Genomic DNA, 19569 nt, shown 5'->3' on the forward strand with positions numbered 1-19569 from the left:
TGGTGCACTTTTAATAAACAATATTTTGCTTGTGAAAAACAAGAAATTATTAATTGGTATTTTAAGGAGAAATTCGTAAATTAATTATATGGAAACAGCAGCCAGAAAACAACCGATCCACTTGGGCGACCACGTCCGCAGAATGCGCACCGCTCTTGGTGTGAAGCAAGCCGCCCTTGCCACTGAACTGGGCACGACCCAGCAGAACATCTCCCGCATAGAGCAGGAAGAGGAGGTGGATGATATGACATTGGAAAGGATTGCTAAAGCTTTAGGTGTTACGGCTGAGGCTATAAAGAATTTCACAGAGGAAGGCACTGTGTTTCACATCCAAAATATGCATGATCATTCTTCAGCTGGAGCAGGTGTAGGTAATTGTAATCAACATACCTTCAACTTTAATGCTGTTGAAAAAATCATAGAACTATACGATGCTTTGCTTAAGAGTGAAAGGGAGAAAGTTGAGTTACTGGAAAGACTGTTAAAGAATCAAAGTGCTCATTAGTAATTTTATTACTCCTAGGGTTCCTGTTTAGAGTGCTGAGATATAAGATCCTGTTGTTTGATTATAACAATATACAAATGTACTTGGGCATTATTTAACTTGAGTGCGTTTTTCGTTTTACGACTATAACCTATTAAGCCAATGTCGTTTAAAACATAGATAGAAAACAGAAAGTAAGAACTAACCTTGCTAAGGGCTATAGCTATAATTATGTCTTAAAGTTTTCTCCTTAGTAGTTCTCATCAAAGAACTCTTCTCCATTAATAAAAAACCTAAGCAGCTGTCCTCTTGCTTTCATCTTGAACAAGGCACAGGCAGTGACATAAGCATTCCTTTCTGATGTGGCTTCTATGTTCAGCTCTTCATATGCAAAGGGATAAATTTCACCGGTTAAAGGGTTAGGTCCAGGTTCCCTGATAATCTCAACCTTATATTCCTTAATTATATCTTCGATCATATCCTGCGTTTAAGTTACTAATTTAGGTATTTTAGGTTTATAATCTATGGCAGATGTGCACTCCAAAGAAACAAGAAGTTTTAACATGTCCAGAATTAAAGGTAAGAACACGAAACCTGAACTGCTGGTACGTAAGTTTCTGCATGCGAATGGATTCCGGTATAGGCTTCATGATAAAAAACTTCCCGGGAAACCAGACATAGTACTGCCAAGATACAAAACTGTCATCAATGTAAACGGGTGTTTCTGGCATGGTCATGAGGGCTGCAGATACTTTGTTCTTCCAAAAACAAGAACAGATTGGTGGCGGCAAAAAATTCACAGAAACAAGGAGCTTGATGATCAGAATCTTTCGAAATTAACCCAAGAAGGATGGAAAGTTATAACGATATTTGAATGTGAGTTAAAACCAAAGACTAAGGAAGAAACTCTTAATAATCTAATTGAATCAATCAAGCTTGAAAATACCGGTAATTGATATTTTCGCAGGCCCTGGTGGCCTAGGCGAAGGTTTTAGCGCCTTGTTGAATGAAGAGGGCAGCAGAATGTTTGACATTGCATTATCAATAGAGAAGGAGGAATTTGCGCATCAGACGCTTACTCTCAGAAGCTTTTTCCGGCAGTTTGAACCCGGTACTGTTCCTGAAGACTACTATGATTTTATCAAAGGACAGATTTCATTGCACGAGCTTTACGAGAGGTGGCCAGACGAGGCAGCTCTGGCAAAGGAAGAGGCGTGGCTGACTACACTCGGAGATGATGAAGACTCTGCATCCTCCGAAGAGGTGGATCTGCGAATCACTAGTGCATTGAAGGGCAATAAGAATTGGCTACTAATCGGAGGCCCTCCTTGTCAGGCTTATTCTATTGTTGGAAGGTCAAGAAGACAAGATAAGATACTTGATGAAGCAAAAGATAACAGGGTAGGGCTGTACAAACAATATCTGCGTATTCTGGCTGTGCACAAACCTGCAGTTTTCGTCATGGAGAACGTGAAAGGGCTGCTTTCAGCGAAAACAAAAGATAGCTCCATTTTTACAAGAATTCTTCATGATCTTTCTGATCCGACTAAGGTTTTCCCGGGTGTAGGAGATGATACGCAGGAGGAAACTGAATGCCAAGGCTACAGGATATTCTCCTTAGTAGAGACTCCCCCAAGCTGGGATCTGCACGGCAACCCTGTTTATGATCAGAAGAGCTTTGTCATACATGCTGAGAAGTATGGTGTTCCGCAGACTAGGCACCGTGTCATTTTATTAGGTGTAAGAAAGGATATTGATTTTTCTCCAGCTTCACTAAGGCCAACTGAAGAAGTTTCTATAGCCCGTGTTCTCGAAGGTTTGCCAAAACTTCGAAGTGGCCTGTCAAAACAAAAAGATAGTTGTGAAGCGTGGAAAGATGCTATTGTACAGACTGAGTTGGCAAAAGTCTTCGCAAATGTAGGAGAGGAGCTTCTTGAGGAAATTCAACTTCAGGTTGAAAGCATCCGGAACTCTAATATGGATAAAGGTACAGAGTATTTTCCCGACGAGGCGATTAGGGTTGAGTATAGGCAAGATTGGTTCTATGATAAAAGAATCGGGGGAGTGTGTAACCACACAGCAAGGGGGCACATGAATAGTGATCTTTTAAGATATTTGTTTGTATCTAGTTTCGCCAAAGTATACCAGAGATCGCCAAAGTTAGAGGACTTTCCTGCAGAGCTGCTACCAGCGCACAAAAATGTGAAGGAAGGGGTCGATAGTCAGAAATTTGCAGACAGGTTCAGGGTGCAACTTTGGAATAAACCGTCCAAAACAATTACAAGCCATATCTCAAAGGATGGTCACTATTATATTCATCCTGACCCGGCACAATGCAGAAGCCTGACAGTAAGAGAAGCTGCGCGTATTCAAACCTTTCCCGACAATTACTTTTTCTGCGGCCCGAGAACTTCTCAGTATCAACAAGTAGGTAATGCTGTTCCTCCTTACTTGGCATTTCAAATTGCAAAAATAGTAGTTGATGTATTTCAATTTGCCGAAGACCAGCTCAATACGTTAGAAAGCACTATTCAGAGGATTGAGGCTGTTGATATAATAGATTAAGGTCAAGCCTACTGTAAACTAATCATTATGTTGGATAAGGCCAGTACTGTATCATCAGGTGTGTGGTGGCAGTTCATCATTTTGGCAAAACTGATCGGAGATACTGATTTAGGTATTTTTTATAAAAGGATTAATGAGCAACAACGATACGAATTTTCGCCCCAAAGCCCGCATCATACTTCAACTTGGAGATCAACTAATCCGAAGTGAAAGTATTGCTGTTCTCGAACTCATAAAGAACTCTTACGATGCGTGTGCGAAGAAGGTCACCATCAGGATGAAGAACATTGAGAATCCGGATCAAGGTCAGATTATTATTGAGGATGATGGCTATGGTATGGATCATTCCTTGATTAAAAATGTGTGGCTAACACCAGGTACGACACACAAAAAGGTCCAGATTGAAAAGGAGGAATTTATAGGAGAATGTAACCGCGTACCTTTAGGAGAAAAGGGTATCGGACGTTTCGGAGCACACAAGTTGGGGCAGCGTATTGAGATGATTAGCAAAAAAGCTGATAGCCAAGAAGCGCATCTCATAATAAACTGGGAGGATTTCGATAATGATGATATGTTGGACAAAGTCCCTATTAGTCTAACAGAGCGAAATCCTGAAGTATTTACTGATGGCAAAACGGGTACCAAAATTATTATTAGTGGCCTCAGAAGCAAGTGGACGCGAGGTGCTGTACGGAGCATGTACAGGGCCATAAATTCCCTAAACTCTCCCTTCGAATCTACGGAGTCTTTTAAGGTTGTTTTTAAAACAGACCGGCCAAACTGGCTAGGTGGCCTGCTTTCATTTAAAGACATAAAAGATAGTGCACTATTTATTGCTGAGGCAACCTTGAAAGACAATGAAATCAAGACGTTGAATTATGAATTCGTTCCTTGGGCTACTATGAAGGAGCTTCAAGGAAGAGAGTATACGGCCTCTGGGGTATCAATGGTGCAGAAAGAATATGATGAAGAGGCGAAGAAGAAAATCATGAAAGATATTGATCTCTCTGATCATAAAATCGGAGAAATCAAATTGAAGTTACTGATTTTTGATCTGGATAGTAACGTTCTTTCCCTAGGTGTACAGGACAAACAGGGACTTAAATCTTACCTCAAAGACAATGGGGGTGTTCGGGTATACAGGGATGGTGTTAGGGTGTACGACTACGGAGAACCGGGAAACGACTGGCTGAGTCTAGATTTGGAACGAGTTAATTTACCAGCTGCTAGACTGAGCAATAATATTGTTATTGGTGCGGTTTCCCTTGATCGGCTTGCCAGTAAGGACTTGATAGAGAAGACCAATCGCGAAGGTTTTATTGAAAATGATGCATTCCGTACATTTTATGCAGCAATTAGGTTTACCATAAGTCAGGTTGTAGCTCAGAGGAATATCGATAAAGATAAAATACGCAGCCATTACAGTAAAGGGGGCGGCAAGCAAGTTCCCGTAGCGGATAATTTGGAGATTCTTCGCCAAAAGGTAGAGGATAATTTAACTCCAGGAGAAGTGAAAACTGATATTCTGCGCAAAATCTCAGAGATTGAGGATGACTACAAGACTATTAGTGAAGTGTACATAAGAAGTGCCAGCGCAGGTTTAAGCCTTAGTATTGTTGTTCATGAGATAGAGAAAATTGTGCAGGAAATGCTTTACGTGGTAGAGGAAAGTAAGAAAGCTGATGCGGAATCTGAACGAATTAAGAACCTCACCTGGCACATGGGCAAACTCATTGATGGGTATAGCGGGTTAATCCGAAGGCGGTCTCGTAAAGAATCTGACCTCAAACAAGTGGTTCGACAGGCATTATGGAATATTTCCTATCGTATCAAAGCTCATAAAGTCGAAGTAATTGATGCCTGGAAGGAAGAAAAAAAATTTGAAACTAGAGTGCGCTGCTCTGATGGACTTGTAGTGGGTACCATCATCAATATCATCGACAACTCCATTTGGTGGTTGGACTATGGAAAAGTGCAGAAGAAAAAACTATGGATTGATGTTACTGATGAGTTACCGGGATTTGTCACCATCATTTTAGCGGACAATGGGCCTGGCTTTACCCTTCCTACAGAAGATGTCATTAAACCATTTATTTCTAATAAAGATGGTGGGATTGGCATAGGCTTACACATTGCCTATGAAATAATGAATAGTCAACATGGAGAGTTACTCTTTCCTAGCCCCGATCAATTTACTATACCTGAAGAATTCCGCGCAGGTGCTATAGTGGCGCTTGCTTTCAAGCTTAACGAAAAGTAATATAAATGAACCTGCCACAAAATGGATCGGTAGTGATTGTGGATGATCAGCCCAAGCAAGCACTTCCTATTATTACAGCCCTTTCAAAACAAGGCATTGCCACTACTTGGTACCGTGGCAATAACCCCGACGAAATGCCTGAACAACCACTTCAGAAAGTTCGTCTGATTTTCATGGACCTTCAACTAATTGAAGGCGACAATGATGCACATACAATTGCTTCAAGAGTATTACACATACTAGAACATATCATCCCTTCAGACAATGGGCCATATATGTTGGTTATATGGAGTTTAAAAGATGCTCTATATGCAGAAGAGTTGAAAGAGCGGCTTAAACTTCAAAACGACTATTTGTGTCCTGTGTGTACGGTAACACTAAACAAAAAAGACTGTATCAGGCAAAAGCAGGAAGTGGGAGCACATGAATTGATTGAAGAGGTCTTAGCGCAATTAACAGATGCGGGTTTTGAAGATGATGAATTGACGAGCGTTGCTGATGCAATTAAGAACAAATGGATTGTTGATAAGGATGCGGAGTACGAAGTACTACCTGAAGCCGTAGCCACTATAGAAAATGCTATTGCAGAAGAATTAAAAAAGGCAGGAGTTTTTCATCTGTTTATCATCTGGGAAAACCTTATCAAAAGCTCAGCAGCCCATACCGTAGCTAATATCTCTGCAACTCTGCCTCACGATGAAACGTGGGAGCAAAACATGCGTGATGTATTCAGGCGAATGGGCATAGCACGTGTAGGGCAGAATGAAATCTCTGATGAGGAATTGCTGAAAGAATCCGTACTCACATTTATTCAATCGTTTACTGATAGCTTAGAAACCAGTATCCAAGAAGTTAAATTACCAGATTACGCATCCAAACAGGGTGAGCAACTAATTAAAGTTAAGTTTAAGGAATCAGTAATTCGTCTTGTAGCGGAAGATAATGTATTCAAAATCTTTCAAGATGATATTGATGAAAACAGCCAAATTAATAGCATTAAAATAGCTGAGAATAAAGATAAGCACAAGCTTAAAGCAATAAAGATTGAATGGGAAGAGGCCGTCAATTTTGTACTCGATATCTACAAGTCTATCCCTCCTCACTTAAATACTAAGCTTCACCTTGAACAAAACCCAACAAACGTACTGGTACCTGGTAATATTTATGAAGTTAATGTAAAGGAAGATGATCGTGAAAGGTTTGCCGATACCTATTTTATAAACATTGATAAGGAGGAATTAAAGTTAATCCGCTTTATTGAGTTGGAAGTCTCTCCAATTTGCGATTATGCACAGAAAAAATGGAAAAAATGCAGATTGGTTTCTGGAGTAATTTATCCAGAGTCACTAGCAAAAAAGCTTAGAGTACAGAACGATCATTTATACAAAGCACAACCAGTATTTTTTTTAGATGATGGCTATGTAAAAATGGTATTCGATTACCATCTCCTAAAATCTAGGGATCCGCATGAAATTAGGAGCCGAACCACTCTTAAATATCGACTTAGACGAGAACTTTTACTTGATATCATTGCTAATGTTTCGGCTCATGTGAATCGGCCTGGGATTTCTTTTGTCTCCTGATATATGAGTAATGTCTTTATAATATCCCACAATTACAAAGATATTCTAAGTGTGTCTCGTGAGGAAGATCAATTTGTGAGCTGGTTCTCGTGTAGTGAAAGTGGTATAGGAAATTCTGGCGGAATTCGTTCAGCTAGGTACCTTAATATTCGTGCGGACTTGCCAGCTTATATCGTTATGATTACTCGAAACATCAATCACCGATGGTATAATCCATGGGAGGATACAATTGATTACTCTTCGGGATCAATCTTTTACTGGGGCGATGCCAAGCATCATGAAAAAACGAGCTATGATGGATTCAGAGGAAATAGGCACCTGAAAAATGTTTGGGAAAAAGTGCTGGAAAATAGAAGAAGTGAAATTCCTCCAATACTTCACTTTTCCAAAGTAAAAAGCGGCCTCGTTAAATTTAACGGCCTTTGCGTACTCACCAACCTCGAGCTTACTTGGTTTGAAGATCAGGGAAAACCGGTAAAAAACTATCGTTGCGAACTCTCTATACTTGATGAAGAGGAGGTAGATGTAGCTTGGTTGCACCAGCGAGTGAAGTGTGAAGATCTTAAGACGCTGAACGAGACAGCACCACGGGTATGGCAGGACTATATCCGTGGCAATACCCGTAAGCTGGATGTGTGGTCTAGGAGCATAAGAAGCCGTGATGAACAGTTGCCGCCTGAAATGAGTAGAGAGGCCCAACTGTTGAGTCAACTTAGCGAACTTACCCCAACGCAGTTTGAAGCGGTAGTTGTGGAACTCTTTCGAAACTTACCACACGTTCACCACAAGATTACGCGAACACGCCCTACAGCAGATGGAGGATTCGACTTCTTTGGGCAATTTGCTATCCCATATCCGATTCATTACGAATTAGAGTTTCTTGGAGAAGCCAAAAAATTTGCACGAAACAATCCTGTACAGCCTAAACATGTATCTAGACTGGTAGCCCGACTAGGTCGTGGTCAGTTTGGCATTTTTGTAACCACCTCATATTATACACCTCAAACCCAAAAAGAAGTGTTGCAGGATGATTACCCTGTGAGGCTATTCTCAGGGAGTGATATTGTCAACATTTTACGTGAACTACGCCTAACTGAACAGGATGGTATAAAAGCTGAATGGTTGCAAGCAGTGTTGAAGAAAATGTAAATCCTTCTAAATCGAGAATAGGAACAGAAGTAATGTACAAATATTGTGCTTTTAACCATTATGCCCTGACTAACCTCATAAACTTGGAGCTGTGGTGTAGCCATTACGAGGCCTTCAATGATCCGTTTGAGTGCTGGTGTATTGAAAAAAGTGGAATACCCGACCCTGAAAAAGAATGGGACCGCTTTGATCATGTTGCTAGAATGTGGGGTTTTACTTCAGGACATAACGTTTCAAAAGAAGACCTATTTAACTATTGCAGTGAGTTTATACATCCCTGTTCCATGAAGGTAGGTCACTATCTTGAAAGTGCCCGAATATCATGTTTTAGTAGAAGACCAGATAATTTGCTAATGTGGTCGCACTATGCTGATGGATTCCGCGGCTTCTGTATTGAATTTGATAAAGACCTACTGCTAAAGAATTCGCCTAAATATGCGGAGGTGCATGAAGTATTTTATTCAAAATTACCTCCTGTTATTGATACTATGGTTTATGAAGTTGCCAGAGATCAGGTATGGTACCATGAGATGGCGATTGAAGAAACAGAATCTTCAAAGAAGTACATAAAGGACTTTAAAGAGGATGTTTTTTTGCCGGATTACCGCAAAGCATTACTTGAAGCACAAGATCTACTGTACGTTCTATATCGGAGCATGCTTTGTCAGAAACCAATTAATTGGGAGTATGAAGAAGAAACCCGGCTGATACTGCACACAGAGTCTGATGGTAAAGATGGAGAGCCCTATTTATATTCTAAGGATGCGATAAAAGCGGTAATTATTGGTGAGAAAGCATCGAATGATAATATCGATAAGATCAACAACATACTGACGCTACTTGGCCTAGACGTTCCAGTAAAACAAGCAGTACGTAGCAAAAGTAAATATGAAGTTCTCATTCAATAAAATAGTTCTCAAACCGTATCATTAAGGCACAATAATAAGTAAACAGCATGCCAGCTGTTCCCAGACGACCTCTACAGAAGCTTGTTGAGGGGCTAATATCTGTTAAATAATAGTTTTATTTAATATTGAATTTCATATATTAGCAATGGACAGGGGTGATCATGTGCAAAAGTTATTTCAGCTCATTCCTGCAAAGGATTTCAATTCTGGTCACTCGCATTCGTGCGATCATATGAACAGCTGAAGCAAATGGAACAAACTTATGCTACCTCTGCGGTTGACCTATCATCCGTGGAAACTACTCCTGCCGAGCCTGAGGCAGGATCGATGATTGAAACTTTCCGAGCCATTGGCTATAGTCTCGAAACGGCTGTTGCCGACATCATCGATAATTCTATCTCAGCCGGTGCTTATAACGTGTGGGTTGACTTTGACTGGAAGGGTGCTTCTACTTGGCTTGCTATAAAAGATGATGGCAGCGGCATGAACAATGAAGAGCTCATCAGAGCCATGCGCCCCGGCTCCAGAAATCCTAATGAAGTGCGCCACTCCCATGACTTGGGGCGTTTTGGCTTGGGACTAAAAACCGCCTCCTTTTCTCAATGCCGTAAGCTTTGTGTCATCTCAAAAAAGAAAGAAGCTAATCCGATTTACTGGACTTGGGACCTTGACTATGTCAACCAAACAGGTAAATGGAACCTGATCAGGATTCTGCCGGATCTGTTGTTTGAGCAGCAGCTGGAGGAACTGGAATCTGGAACTACTGTGGTGTGGAATGATATAGACAGGCTGGTAAGCAATCTGAATGAAGGTGACAAATCCTCTCTGGATAAGTTTCTGAAAAGGATGGAGCAGGTGAAGCAACATCTGGCCATGACATTTCACCGGTACATCGAAAATAATAAAATCAAGCTTTGGTTCCAGCAGCGGGAAGTCATCGCCTGGGATCCCTTCCTGATCAATGAGCCGGCAACGCAGAAGTTTCCCGAGGAGCCTCTTCAGGGTGCAAAAGTAAAGCTTCGGGGCTATGTTCTGCCGCACAAATCCAAATTAACGACGGTAAAGTTCAGAGAGGCTGAAGGGCCAAATGGCTGGAACGCTCATCAGGGCTTCTACATTTATCGTAAGGAGCGCCTGCTATTGGCCGGCGATTGGCTAGGCATGTTCCGAAAGGAGGAGCATTTCAAGCTTGCCAGAATCATGATTGACTTGCCGAACAGTCTGGATGAAGACTGGCAAATCGATATTAAAAAATCAGTCGCCAGACCTCCCCTTGTCCTGAGAGACCACCTTAAGGCTTATGCCAGCAAAGTCCGTGCTCAGGCTGTAGAAGTATACCGGCACAAAGGGAAAGTGTTGCAGCGTAAGTATGCCTCTGTTGAGTTTCAGCCTGTATGGGTTGAAAAAGTCAGGCACGGGAAGCGTTTCTATAACATCAACAGAGAACATCCTCTCATCAGTCAGTTGCTGTCCGGCTTCACCGGAAAAGCAGCTGATCTCCAACGGTTACTCAGACTGATTGAGGAAACAGTTCCTGTGCCCCTTATCACTATCAGGGAAAGTGAGCAGCCTGATGCACAGGGGCAACCTTTTGAGGGAAGCTCCCATGAGCCGGTCATTAACCTGATGAAGCTCATGTACCAATCATTTATAGCGCAGGGCAAAACAGATGAATTCGCTAAAATGGCGATTCTGAACATGGAGCCCTTTAATTTATACCCACAGTTTATAGACTCTGTATCAGAGTGACGGAAATGATCGAACAGGCAAAGCAAATAGGCATAACGCTTCTACAGGCGAAAAAGAACGTAACGGATTCGGATTTGAAGGACGCAGTTGAAAATGTTCTGAAAATATTCCCGGGCCTGGCAGGAGAATGTGATTTCCTTTACAAGTATCTGGAGTCTCAGTTTTCTGTGTTTTCTGACAATTACAAAATCCTCATTGATGATAAAACCTACACTCCCTGGTTAAAAAATAAAAAGTCAGAAATCAGATGGAACTTCTGGAACAGGTATGTCATGTATCTGCAGAGAAAAATTGCTCCGTCTACGCTGAATAAGCTGGATAACCTAACAGATGATATCCTTGACAGGATAATCGATCCCACAACGCCGGGGCCTTGGGATAAGCGGGGCATGGTGGTAGGCCAGGTGCAGTCAGGTAAGACCGGTAACTACATCGGACTGATCAACAAGGCTGCTGATGCGGGGTTTAAACTGATTATCGTTCTGGCAGGTATGCACGACAGCTTAAGAAGTCAGACGCAGATAAGAGTTGATGAAGGATTTCTGGGGTTCAACACACAGACAGCTATGAACTTCTCCAACGCCGGAAACAGAATCGGTGTAGGGCAATTCAATAAAAACTTACCTGCGCATGCCCTAACAACAAGCAGAATAAACGGAGATTTCCGGGGACCTGCCGCACAGGCCTCCGGAGTGAACATAAGAGGCACGGATCCGATTATACTTGTTGTCAAAAAAAATGCGTCAATCCTTAAAAATCTTGTATCCTGGCTTGCAGTAAGGGGTGATAAGACGCCTGACGGAAACATCATTATCCGGGATCTGCCGTTCCTTCTGATTGATGATGAGGCTGACAATGCTTCAGTCAATGTGAATCCCAGCACGGTTTCAACCATTAACGGATGTATACGTGCTTTACTGGCCCTGTTTGAGCAGAGCGCATACGTGGGCTATACGGCCACCCCTTTTGCAAACATCTTTATCCCTCTTTTGAACGAGGAACAGACAAAAGGACTTAACCTTAATATCAAGGATTTCGAGTTTTCTGTCGGACAGGATCTGTTCCCAAGGGACTTTATCATCAACATTCCTGCCCCTTCAAATTATATAGGCCCCTCAAAGGTATTTGGCCTGCCAGCCTCTTCATCATCAGAGACTTCCGAAGAGCCTCTGCCTGTAGTTACACAGATATCGGATTACCATAGCTTTGTTCCGGATAAGCATAAAAAAGGAGTAGGGCTTCCGGAGGTGCTGCCGGAGAGCCTGAAGTATGCGATAAAGAGCTTCCTGCTATCGTGCGCTGCACGGAGAGTCAGGAAGCAGATAAATGTGCATAACTCCATGCTGATTCACGTCTCCAGATATATTGACTGGCAGGACCGGATTGCCAGCTTGGTGGATGAAGAGCTAAAGTCTTATCAACGGCAGCTGGAGTTTAATCAGGGTACGATTCTGAAAGACCTGAAAAAAATATGGAAGGAGGACTTCGAGCCAAAAACCAACCAGATACTTAATCAGACGCATACCTTTTATGATCCGGAAATCAAGCCCATTCCCTGGGCTAAGGTGGAGAAGGAGCTTTTCAATGCAAGCTCAAAGGTTGAGGTTCGGGCAGTTCACGGCGATAAAAATATAGCAGGGCTTACCTACCATAATATCTCACCGCTGGATTACTTTCTGTCTGAACAGCAGGGGAACTACCTGTCGGTTATAGCGGTCGGCGGAGATAAACTATCCCGCGGACTTACGCTGGAAGGGCTAACAACAAGCTATTACCTGAGGGCTTCGAAGATGTATGACACGCTGATGCAGATGGGCAGGTGGTTCGGTTACAGGCCCGGCTATGCAGACCTGTGCAGGCTGTTCACCAGCAGAGAGCTGATAGAGTGGTTCGAGCACATCACTATAGCCTCAGAGGAAATGAGAGCTGAGTTTGACTATATGTTCCTGCTGAACGAGACCCCCAGAAATTACGGACTTAAGGTGCGTACACATCCCGGAGTTCTGAAAATCACCGCAGCCAATAAGTTCAGGCATAAGCAGATTATGATGCTGAGCTATTCCGGTGAGCTGGAGCAGACATACAGGTTTAAGGTTGATCAGAGACTCTTTCAAAACAACTTTGATGCAGCAACTCAGCTTATTGCAGCACTTGGAAAACCCGGAGGACCTGTAAACAAACTTTTAGAAAATCAGCAGTATGTGTGGCAGGGAATCAACAACAGTAATTTAATTACCCAGTTCTTGGGCGCCTATTCAATAGGAAGAGAAGTGCTTGATGTCCACAAGATGGCAGATTATATTAATGCACAGGTGCGAAGCAATAACCTTGTCAACTGGACAGTGGTGCTTGTGAACAATACAACAGCGAAAAAAGAGGATGCCTGGCACTTTGAAATTAATGGGATGGATACTGAGATCGGTTTGACAGACAGGAGCATTACCCTGACACATCCTGAAGAGATTGTCTCTTCCTACTCTATCAACAAAGCCATGATCATCTCGCCGAACCATGAAATGATTGACTTGTCTGATCAGAGGATTAGTCATGCGCTGGCCTTAACCAAAATGGACTGGCAAAAGGAAGAGAAAAAAAAGGAACCTGTGTTGCCAAGCGGAGCCAGAGTAAGATATACGCGTGCGGCCAGCAACGGTCTGTTGATTCTTTACCCTCTTCATTATTCCCCTAACCACAGGTGGCCGGAGCCCGGGGCACCGGATCAGAAAGATTTCAAATCAGAGCGCAGAACCTTGTCAGATGTTCCTATCATTGGCTTTGCTGTCAGTTTTCCTGAAATAGCGGATGACGAGAAGATAGAGTATGCTGTAAATAAGCAGTTTATAGATGAATTCGATTACCCGGATGAATTAGATGCCGAAGATGGAGGGAATGAATAGAATAAGCCAGATATGGCGACAGCTTCAAAGGGACGTACTTAGCCAAGGATTTGCCAAGTTAAGGTACTCAGAACAGTCTGCCTGTGATCTGTACCTGGGGCTGACGAACCCTAACAGTAAACGATGCTTAATGATAAGGGTGCCCCTGTCTATAGGTAACGCTGTGTACACTGAACGAAATCTGAAAGGGCTGAAGATTGAAAAGGTGGCTGATCCGCAGAAACCGGAATGTATGCTGCTGTCACTTTCACTTCTGGATAGTAACTATGAGGATATCTTTGATAGTCTGCTGCTGGACATCATCTCCAGAATCATTGATGTATCAGATCACAAGCGTGTCATAAAAGAATTCCTAGGCAGAATAGATAAATGGCAGGCGCTACTTGAGAAAGCATCTTCTGAAGGGCTGACACAGGAACAGCAGGCTGGTTTATATGGGGAGCTTTATGTGCTCAGAAGGATGCTGGCTACCTCCGATAACGTGAAGTGCCTTGCTGCCTGGGTTGGTCCTGAAAATGGTATCCGGGATTTTCAATACGGTAGCTGGGCATTGGAGGTAAAGACGTGCCGGGGTAATAATCACCAGAGGCTACAGATCAGCAATGAAAGACAGCTTGATGTAACGACCCTGGAGCTGTTATTTCTCTTCCATTTGTCCATAGAGACACAGCAGGCATCCGGAGAGACATTGAATGATATGGTTGATTCGGTTTTAGCGTTGCTGCAGGATGACTTCAGTCTTTTTGCGCAGTTTAAGATTAAGCTGATTCAAGCCGGGTACCTGGCTCATCACCGGGTGCTGTACATGAGCAGAGGGTACATCATCCGATCTCAGTCACTTTATGAAGTAAGAGACCAATTCCCCCGGATTCAGGAAAATGAGCTTAGAGGAGGTGTGGGAGATGTGCAGTATTCAATTATTCTTAGCGATTGCAGCTCTTATCTTACAAATGAAGTGTCTGCTTTCCAGAATTTAAACTAACTATGGCAACAAACCTTGAACACCTGGAGCTTAACAGATTTCTCCAGAACATTCAGCAGGATATTAGGTCATCGCAGCTTGCTGAGGAAGAAGGGGGTACATCAGAACAGCTTTTTACTCAAACAGCTGTAGATTTGCTGGCTGACGCGGGTGAAACAGAAAATGTACGGGTATCCTATGATGAAAAAGTGCTTCGGACAGGGGTGCAGCATAAAATCAACGCGTATGCATTATCCGATAACTACGAGACGCTGGATCTTTTCATTACTGTTTACAAAGGAACAGAGGAATGCTCAAAGGTTTTTAAGGAAGAAATTGACCGGGCCGCCAAGCGAATCACTAATTTTTTCAGGAACGCGGTTTACAAGGACTATGTCAATGAGATAGAGGAATCCTCGGAGATATTTGATCTGGCGCATACCCTGAGCGATTCGCAGGAATTGAGGGAAGGACTGGTTCGTGTCAACGCCTTTATTCTGACAGATGGCATTTGCACGAGTGACAGCCTGCCAGGCCAGACAATTTCAGGACATCCGATCTACTACAGAATAGTAGACATAAACTACCTGTACAATATTTCAGAGAAGTCTCATGTACCTATCGAAATAAACTTTAAGGAGGATGGATTTCTCGTGCCCTGTATTTACTCTCCATCAGAGAACGCCGAATATCAGTCATATCTGGCTATTATTTCCGGAGAGGCCCTTGTGAATATTTATGAGCGGTTCGGTTCGCGTTTACTGGAACAGAACGTCAGGTCTTTCCTGCAGTTTACAGGTAAAATCAACAAGGGAATCCGGAAGACAATTCTGACGGAACCTCATATGTTTCTGGCCTTTAACAACGGACTGGCTGCTACGGCCGAGGAAATTCAGTTGGAACCCCTGCCTGATGGAAGCGGCAATGCTGTGGCGTGGGTAAAGGACCTGCAGATAGTAAACGGAGGACAAACTACTGCGTCTATCTATCATACCTGGAAAAAGGATAAGGCAGATGTGTCCGGCATTTTTGTGCAGGTTAAGCTGAACGTTGTAAAGAACCAGGAGAACTTCAGCAGCGTAGTTGCCCGCATTGCTGAGTATGCTAATACACAGAACAAGATTTCTGCATCCGATCTGAGCTCAAACAGTGAAAACCATATCCTGCTGGAGAAGCTGTCACGCACCACCTGGGCACCGCCGGTAGCTGGCAAATCGCAGCAGACACGCTGGTTTTATGACAGAGCCCGTGGTCAGTATAAGACAGCCATGCTTAAAGAAGGGTTTACTCCGGCGAAAAGAAAAGCTTTCGAACTGAAAAATCCTAAACAGCAGGTGCTCACAAAGGAAGACCTTGCCAAGTATATAAATACGTACCAAGAGGTATATGACGGAAAGAAGCTGCTCATCGGCCCTCATTATGTGGTAAGGGGAAACCAGAAGAACTACATCCAGTTCATGCATCATAATTTCGGCACCAAGCCAGATAGCATCTTTTTTGAGGACGCAGTTGCCAAGGCAATCCTTTTCAGAGCTGCGGAAAAGGTGTATGGGGTCAAACCAAATGCCATCGGGGATATGCGCTATATTACCGTTCCGTATGCAATTGCATGGCTTGGCTATCAGCTGAACTACAGGTTGGATCTTTATAAAATATGGAAAGCACAAAGTATCAGCGAGAAACTGCGGGACAAACTACGGGAGGTTATGATGTGTGTTGAAACCTATATTAAAGCCAACGCTCCCGGCTCACTTTACGGGGAGTGGGCAAAGAAGGAAGACTGCTGGACTGCAGTCAGGAAACAAGACTTTGGGGTGTCCCTAAATAGTATTGCCAAAGATCTGGAAGATAAGGGAACCAGCTATAAGCGGGCAAGGATTTCTGAGGACGAGATGGCCTCAGCTGAGAAAAAGGCACTTCAGGACAGGCTAAAGTCAGTTCATCCGAAAACATGGGATAAGATCGAGGAATGGGGTAAGGCTACCGGAAAGCTGTCGCAGTATCAGCGGAATATTGCCAGAACCATCGGGATGAATTTTACCAGAAACAGGGAACTAAGCGAAATAGAGTTCAACAACGGTCAGCAAATACTGGACTTAGTCATAGAGGAGGCGTCGGAGATACTTTTCGATACAGAAGAGTTTTTTGAGCGAGACGCTGCGGCTGTAACAGAGATACCTGAAATATCCCTTAAGCTTATCCAAGCGGTGGTGAAATGGGATAAGAAGAACAGGAAGCTCCGTGATTTTGAGTATCGTTTTATGGCTGATCTGGCTACAGAAAAAAAAGCTTTGACAGATTGGCATATGGCCTTAGCCCTAAGAAATTATGAAAAAGCTAAAAGGTTTGGTTTTTCAGAGATATTTGAGGAGGTATAAGCTTGGATAAGTTTATATTTAATCCGACTAACGCTGGATTTACTGCAGACTAATCCCTTAGGCGAAAAGATCTTCAAGAAGTGAGGGGGGAAACCCTGCATGTATGACACTAACCTTACGGCGCATTGGAGTAGGCCGTAGACAATATCTTGTATCACCGGGACTCCTTGGTTCGGGAATAGGTGGAGATTCACATCACGTACGAATCCAATGGTGATCTTTAACTACAGCGGACAAAACCGTTCCTTTCGGCATAGGAGGACCTCAATAGCGACCGCATCAGGCCTCACCGCTACCGTGATTTATGTTTGTTCAATTTTGTTAATTAATTGGATTTTTTTTGGAGACAGTGCCACCGGGATTTCGATAATTAAAAGAATACTGGAAAACAATGGTTCTCCTGCACCTACTTTCCGAACAGATGGGGGGACTTTCTCTGAGGTGGAGATTTTCTGCCATACTGCATTTCTGTCCAACAGCTTAGATAGTAGTGACCAATCAAAGGGGCTGCTAGTAGGTAGAGCGTGGAACACCTGCGGATCTTGATCCTTAGATCTTGGTAAAGAATGCTTCGATCATCACATCACTACGGTGGTGTAGAAGAGTTAAATTTTTTATTTTATTTGAGGTTAGTTATAAAAGATAAAGAAGTAGACTTGATTACAAAAGACACCAAAAATCTCGGAGGGGAGAGAAATTTAGGCGCCGCTGTATTTGAGAGAAAATATTCTCCTGATCGATAATAGGTTATTTAAATAGCTTGAATGCCTTTATAATAACCTGAAGTCAGGTACTTAGGAGTAAAATAGTTAGGTGGTGTTCTTATTTGCTCGAAATTTGCATAAATCTCTTATCTGATTAGTTTTAAACAACTCCACTAATAGCCAAAGACTTTGTAGATGAAATTACCAATAGGGAAAATATCAGGCAGCCATCTAGACAAAATTTTTGAGGATTCTATTAAATACCACTTAGATAGTTTCTTCTCTAATATTTCTGAATACTATCCAACACTGCTTTATAGTCATTGGCGTTCCACCGTGAGATCCATAGATGAAATGATTAACATTCCTATGGAGCTTAATACTGCCGAAGAGGTAGAACAGTTTCTTCAGCTAAAAACCAACTTTTTCAATCATAAGAATCTACCACCATTAAAAAAGGTTTTGGAATTACTTGAGAAAAAGTTCCAGAAAAATGTAGCGATTCGATTCCAGCAACTGGCCATGATGTGTTCTGCTGTTAATCAGACATACACGAGTCATAATATATATATTCATCAGGGAAATAGCTTGAATTTGTCTGATATCGAAAATTGCATATCCTATCTTCAATCAAGACGTGCATATTATGTAACAACTTTAAATTTGATCCCTAAAATAGCTAAAGGTAAGAAAGCTGTTGAGTACATAAATACATTTGGTTTCCTACAACATTTAATTGATAGCTGCTTGGTTAATATAACTACAGCTTATTATAATTTGCTCCTCAATCACTGCCTGCCTGACTTCGAAATGAAATCTGATGGTATAGTTGCAAAAAGAAATTTTGAGTACAACCATTTAGAGGGCTTTTTCTTTGAACCAGAGCGACTTTCTTTAATAGACCAATTGGAGTTGCGCCCTGAGGTAATTGTATTACAAACCCTACTGCCTAAAGCAGCTAATAAGATTTTTTCTTTTAGTGAGGTTGAAAATACACTGACGCTACTTGGAGGTGCTTTTAACAAGTATAATGTTATGCATAATGATGTGTTTAAGGAAATCAATCATCTGCTAAAAGATATTAAAATTCACTTAAAAGATGATTTTCACGTTATTATCGAAGAAAACGAATTCAAGAGAATAGTATCAAAATATAGTGCTCTAACACTTTATATTAATTCAAATGATTATTTTGATAATTTAAATAGCTATGCTCCCTTCCAACTGGTAGAGAAAAACTATTACACAACGGTAGTCCTGTTAATTAGATTTGTATATAGGACTATATCTCAGTCACTTCTCAAAAACCGAACTTTTCAAATCCATTCTGGATTTATTTTCGAGGATAAAGTCTCTAAAATACTTGAATTAAAAGGATTTTTGCCAACTGGTATTACCCGGATAAACCACAAAGAATTTGATTTAATAACAACTAGAGATAATAAAGTTTATAACTTTCAATGCAAGAACAATTTCATTGACATATCAAGAGTAAATTACGATTACAAGAAAATTGGAAGGTTAAATATGAGGCTATGCCGCTACTATGAGAGTGCTTTGAAAAAAGAAATTGGCAGAGAATCACTAATAAAAACAAAGACTGGAATTAATGAGATTGAGCATTTTGTAGTTACAAGATTTCCGGTTATTACACGAAATCGAAGAATCATCAACTTTGTAGACCTTGAGAAGTGGAACCTAAAATGAAGTCAGAAAATAAAACAATAAAAGTAACCGTTGCTATAATTGCTTGCAGGTAGTAAAGTGTGTTTTACAATATTTATCTCCTATCACTTCTATGTTCCGAAAAATCTATACTTCTAGCTCGGCTAATACCGCCTTAGCGCTGAATTAACGTATTACTTCAGAGCAGAAGGACTAACTTATCTAGTTTCATACTTGAAGTTGGTGTTTAAAAGAAGTAAATTTGA

General features: G+C 41.9%; 14 protein-coding genes. 13 read left to right on the forward strand and 1 reads right to left on the reverse strand.

Annotated features, from left to right (window positions below; genetic code table 11):
• The first annotated feature begins 88 nt into the window (after window positions 1-88).
• A complete protein-coding gene (locus C8N40_RS18250) occupies window positions 89-505 on the forward strand; it encodes a helix-turn-helix domain-containing protein (RefSeq protein WP_108213235.1) in 417 nt (138 codons plus the stop codon).
• A 229-nt stretch (window positions 506-734) separates the two neighbouring features.
• On the opposite strand, the gene C8N40_RS18255 is transcribed toward C8N40_RS18250, so the two are convergent.
• On the reverse strand, window positions 735-962 hold the full coding sequence (locus C8N40_RS18255) for a hypothetical protein (RefSeq protein WP_108213236.1): 228 nt from the start codon (window positions 960-962) through the stop codon (window positions 735-737).
• A 46-nt stretch (window positions 963-1008) separates the two neighbouring features.
• Between C8N40_RS18255 and C8N40_RS18260 the strand changes: the two genes are divergently transcribed.
• From C8N40_RS18260 to C8N40_RS18310, 12 genes are all read left to right on the forward strand, one after another.
• The gene (locus tag C8N40_RS18260) at window positions 1009-1440 is read left to right on the forward strand and encodes a very short patch repair endonuclease (protein ID WP_108213237.1); all 432 of its coding nucleotides are present in this window, start codon (window positions 1009-1011) and stop codon (window positions 1438-1440) included.
• On the forward strand, window positions 1421-3049 hold the full coding sequence (locus C8N40_RS18265) for a DNA cytosine methyltransferase (protein ID WP_211318141.1): 1629 nt from the start codon (window positions 1421-1423) through the stop codon (window positions 3047-3049). Before C8N40_RS18260 ends, C8N40_RS18265 begins: the two co-directional genes overlap by 20 nt.
• Window positions 3050-3182: 133 nt before the next feature.
• Complete coding sequence (locus C8N40_RS18270; RefSeq protein ID WP_108213238.1) at window positions 3183-5309, forward strand: ATP-binding protein; 2127 nt, start codon at window positions 3183-3185, stop codon at window positions 5307-5309.
• 5 nt (window positions 5310-5314) lie between these two features.
• Window positions 5315-6892 carry a hypothetical protein gene (locus tag C8N40_RS18275; protein ID WP_108213239.1) on the forward strand — a complete coding sequence of 526 codons (1578 nt, stop codon included), beginning with the start codon at window positions 5315-5317 and terminating at the stop codon, window positions 6890-6892.
• 3 nt (window positions 6893-6895) lie between these two features.
• Complete coding sequence (locus C8N40_RS18280) at window positions 6896-8041, forward strand: restriction endonuclease (RefSeq protein ID WP_108213240.1); 1146 nt, start codon at window positions 6896-6898, stop codon at window positions 8039-8041.
• Window positions 8011-8949, forward strand: a complete 939-nt coding sequence (locus C8N40_RS18285; protein ID WP_108213241.1) for a DUF2971 domain-containing protein — start codon at window positions 8011-8013, stop codon at window positions 8947-8949. Before C8N40_RS18280 ends, C8N40_RS18285 begins: the two co-directional genes overlap by 31 nt.
• Before the next feature lie 249 nt (window positions 8950-9198).
• A complete protein-coding gene (locus C8N40_RS18290; protein WP_108213242.1) occupies window positions 9199-10698 on the forward strand; it encodes an ATP-binding protein in 1500 nt (499 codons plus the stop codon).
• Between the two features lie 5 nt (window positions 10699-10703).
• Window positions 10704-13595 carry a Z1 domain-containing protein gene (locus C8N40_RS18295; protein ID WP_146173595.1) on the forward strand — a complete coding sequence of 964 codons (2892 nt, stop codon included), beginning with the start codon at window positions 10704-10706 and terminating at the stop codon, window positions 13593-13595.
• Window positions 13570-14577, forward strand: coding sequence for a PD-(D/E)XK motif protein (locus C8N40_RS18300; RefSeq protein WP_108213244.1), 1008 nt, complete (start codon window positions 13570-13572; stop codon window positions 14575-14577). Before C8N40_RS18295 ends, C8N40_RS18300 begins: the two co-directional genes overlap by 26 nt.
• Window positions 14578-14579: 2 nt before the next feature.
• Window positions 14580-16934, forward strand: coding sequence for an AIPR family protein (locus C8N40_RS18305; RefSeq protein WP_108213245.1), 2355 nt, complete (start codon window positions 14580-14582; stop codon window positions 16932-16934).
• Between the two features lie 566 nt (window positions 16935-17500).
• Window positions 17501-17677, forward strand: coding sequence for a hypothetical protein (locus tag C8N40_RS22775; protein ID WP_170114145.1), 177 nt, complete (start codon window positions 17501-17503; stop codon window positions 17675-17677).
• A 156-nt stretch (window positions 17678-17833) separates the two neighbouring features.
• Window positions 17834-19345, forward strand: coding sequence for a hypothetical protein (locus tag C8N40_RS18310; RefSeq protein WP_108213246.1), 1512 nt, complete (start codon window positions 17834-17836; stop codon window positions 19343-19345).
• The last annotated feature ends 224 nt before the right edge of the window (window positions 19346-19569 follow it).

This window comes from Pontibacter mucosus (assembly GCF_003054055.1).
Classification (GTDB): domain Bacteria; phylum Bacteroidota; class Bacteroidia; order Cytophagales; family Hymenobacteraceae; genus Pontibacter; species Pontibacter mucosus.

Excerpts from the sequence above, each read along its gene's own strand:
- C8N40_RS18290 (WP_108213242.1), top strand. The coding sequence starts at position 9,199 with ATGGAACAAACTTATGCTACCTCTGCGGTTGACCTATCATCCGTGGAA.
- C8N40_RS22775 (WP_170114145.1), top strand. The coding sequence starts at position 17,501 with ATGCTTCGATCATCACATCACTACGGTGGTGTAGAAGAGTTAAATTTT.
- C8N40_RS18280 (WP_108213240.1), top strand. The coding sequence starts at position 6,896 with ATGAGTAATGTCTTTATAATATCCCACAATTACAAAGATATTCTAAGT.
- C8N40_RS18310 (WP_108213246.1), top strand. The coding sequence starts at position 17,834 with ATGAAATTACCAATAGGGAAAATATCAGGCAGCCATCTAGACAAAATT.
- C8N40_RS18275 (WP_108213239.1), top strand. The coding sequence starts at position 5,315 with ATGAACCTGCCACAAAATGGATCGGTAGTGATTGTGGATGATCAGCCC.
- C8N40_RS18300 (WP_108213244.1), top strand. The coding sequence starts at position 13,570 with ATGCCGAAGATGGAGGGAATGAATAGAATAAGCCAGATATGGCGACAG.
- C8N40_RS18270 (WP_108213238.1), top strand. The coding sequence starts at position 3,183 with ATGAGCAACAACGATACGAATTTTCGCCCCAAAGCCCGCATCATACTT.
- C8N40_RS18285 (WP_108213241.1), top strand. The coding sequence starts at position 8,011 with ATGGTTGCAAGCAGTGTTGAAGAAAATGTAAATCCTTCTAAATCGAGA.
- C8N40_RS18305 (WP_108213245.1), top strand. The coding sequence starts at position 14,580 with ATGGCAACAAACCTTGAACACCTGGAGCTTAACAGATTTCTCCAGAAC.
- C8N40_RS18250 (WP_108213235.1), top strand. The coding sequence starts at position 89 with ATGGAAACAGCAGCCAGAAAACAACCGATCCACTTGGGCGACCACGTC.
- C8N40_RS18255 (WP_108213236.1), bottom strand. The coding sequence starts at position 962 with ATGATCGAAGATATAATTAAGGAATATAAGGTTGAGATTATCAGGGAA.
- C8N40_RS18260 (WP_108213237.1), top strand. The coding sequence starts at position 1,009 with ATGGCAGATGTGCACTCCAAAGAAACAAGAAGTTTTAACATGTCCAGA.
- C8N40_RS18295 (WP_146173595.1), top strand. The coding sequence starts at position 10,704 with ATGATCGAACAGGCAAAGCAAATAGGCATAACGCTTCTACAGGCGAAA.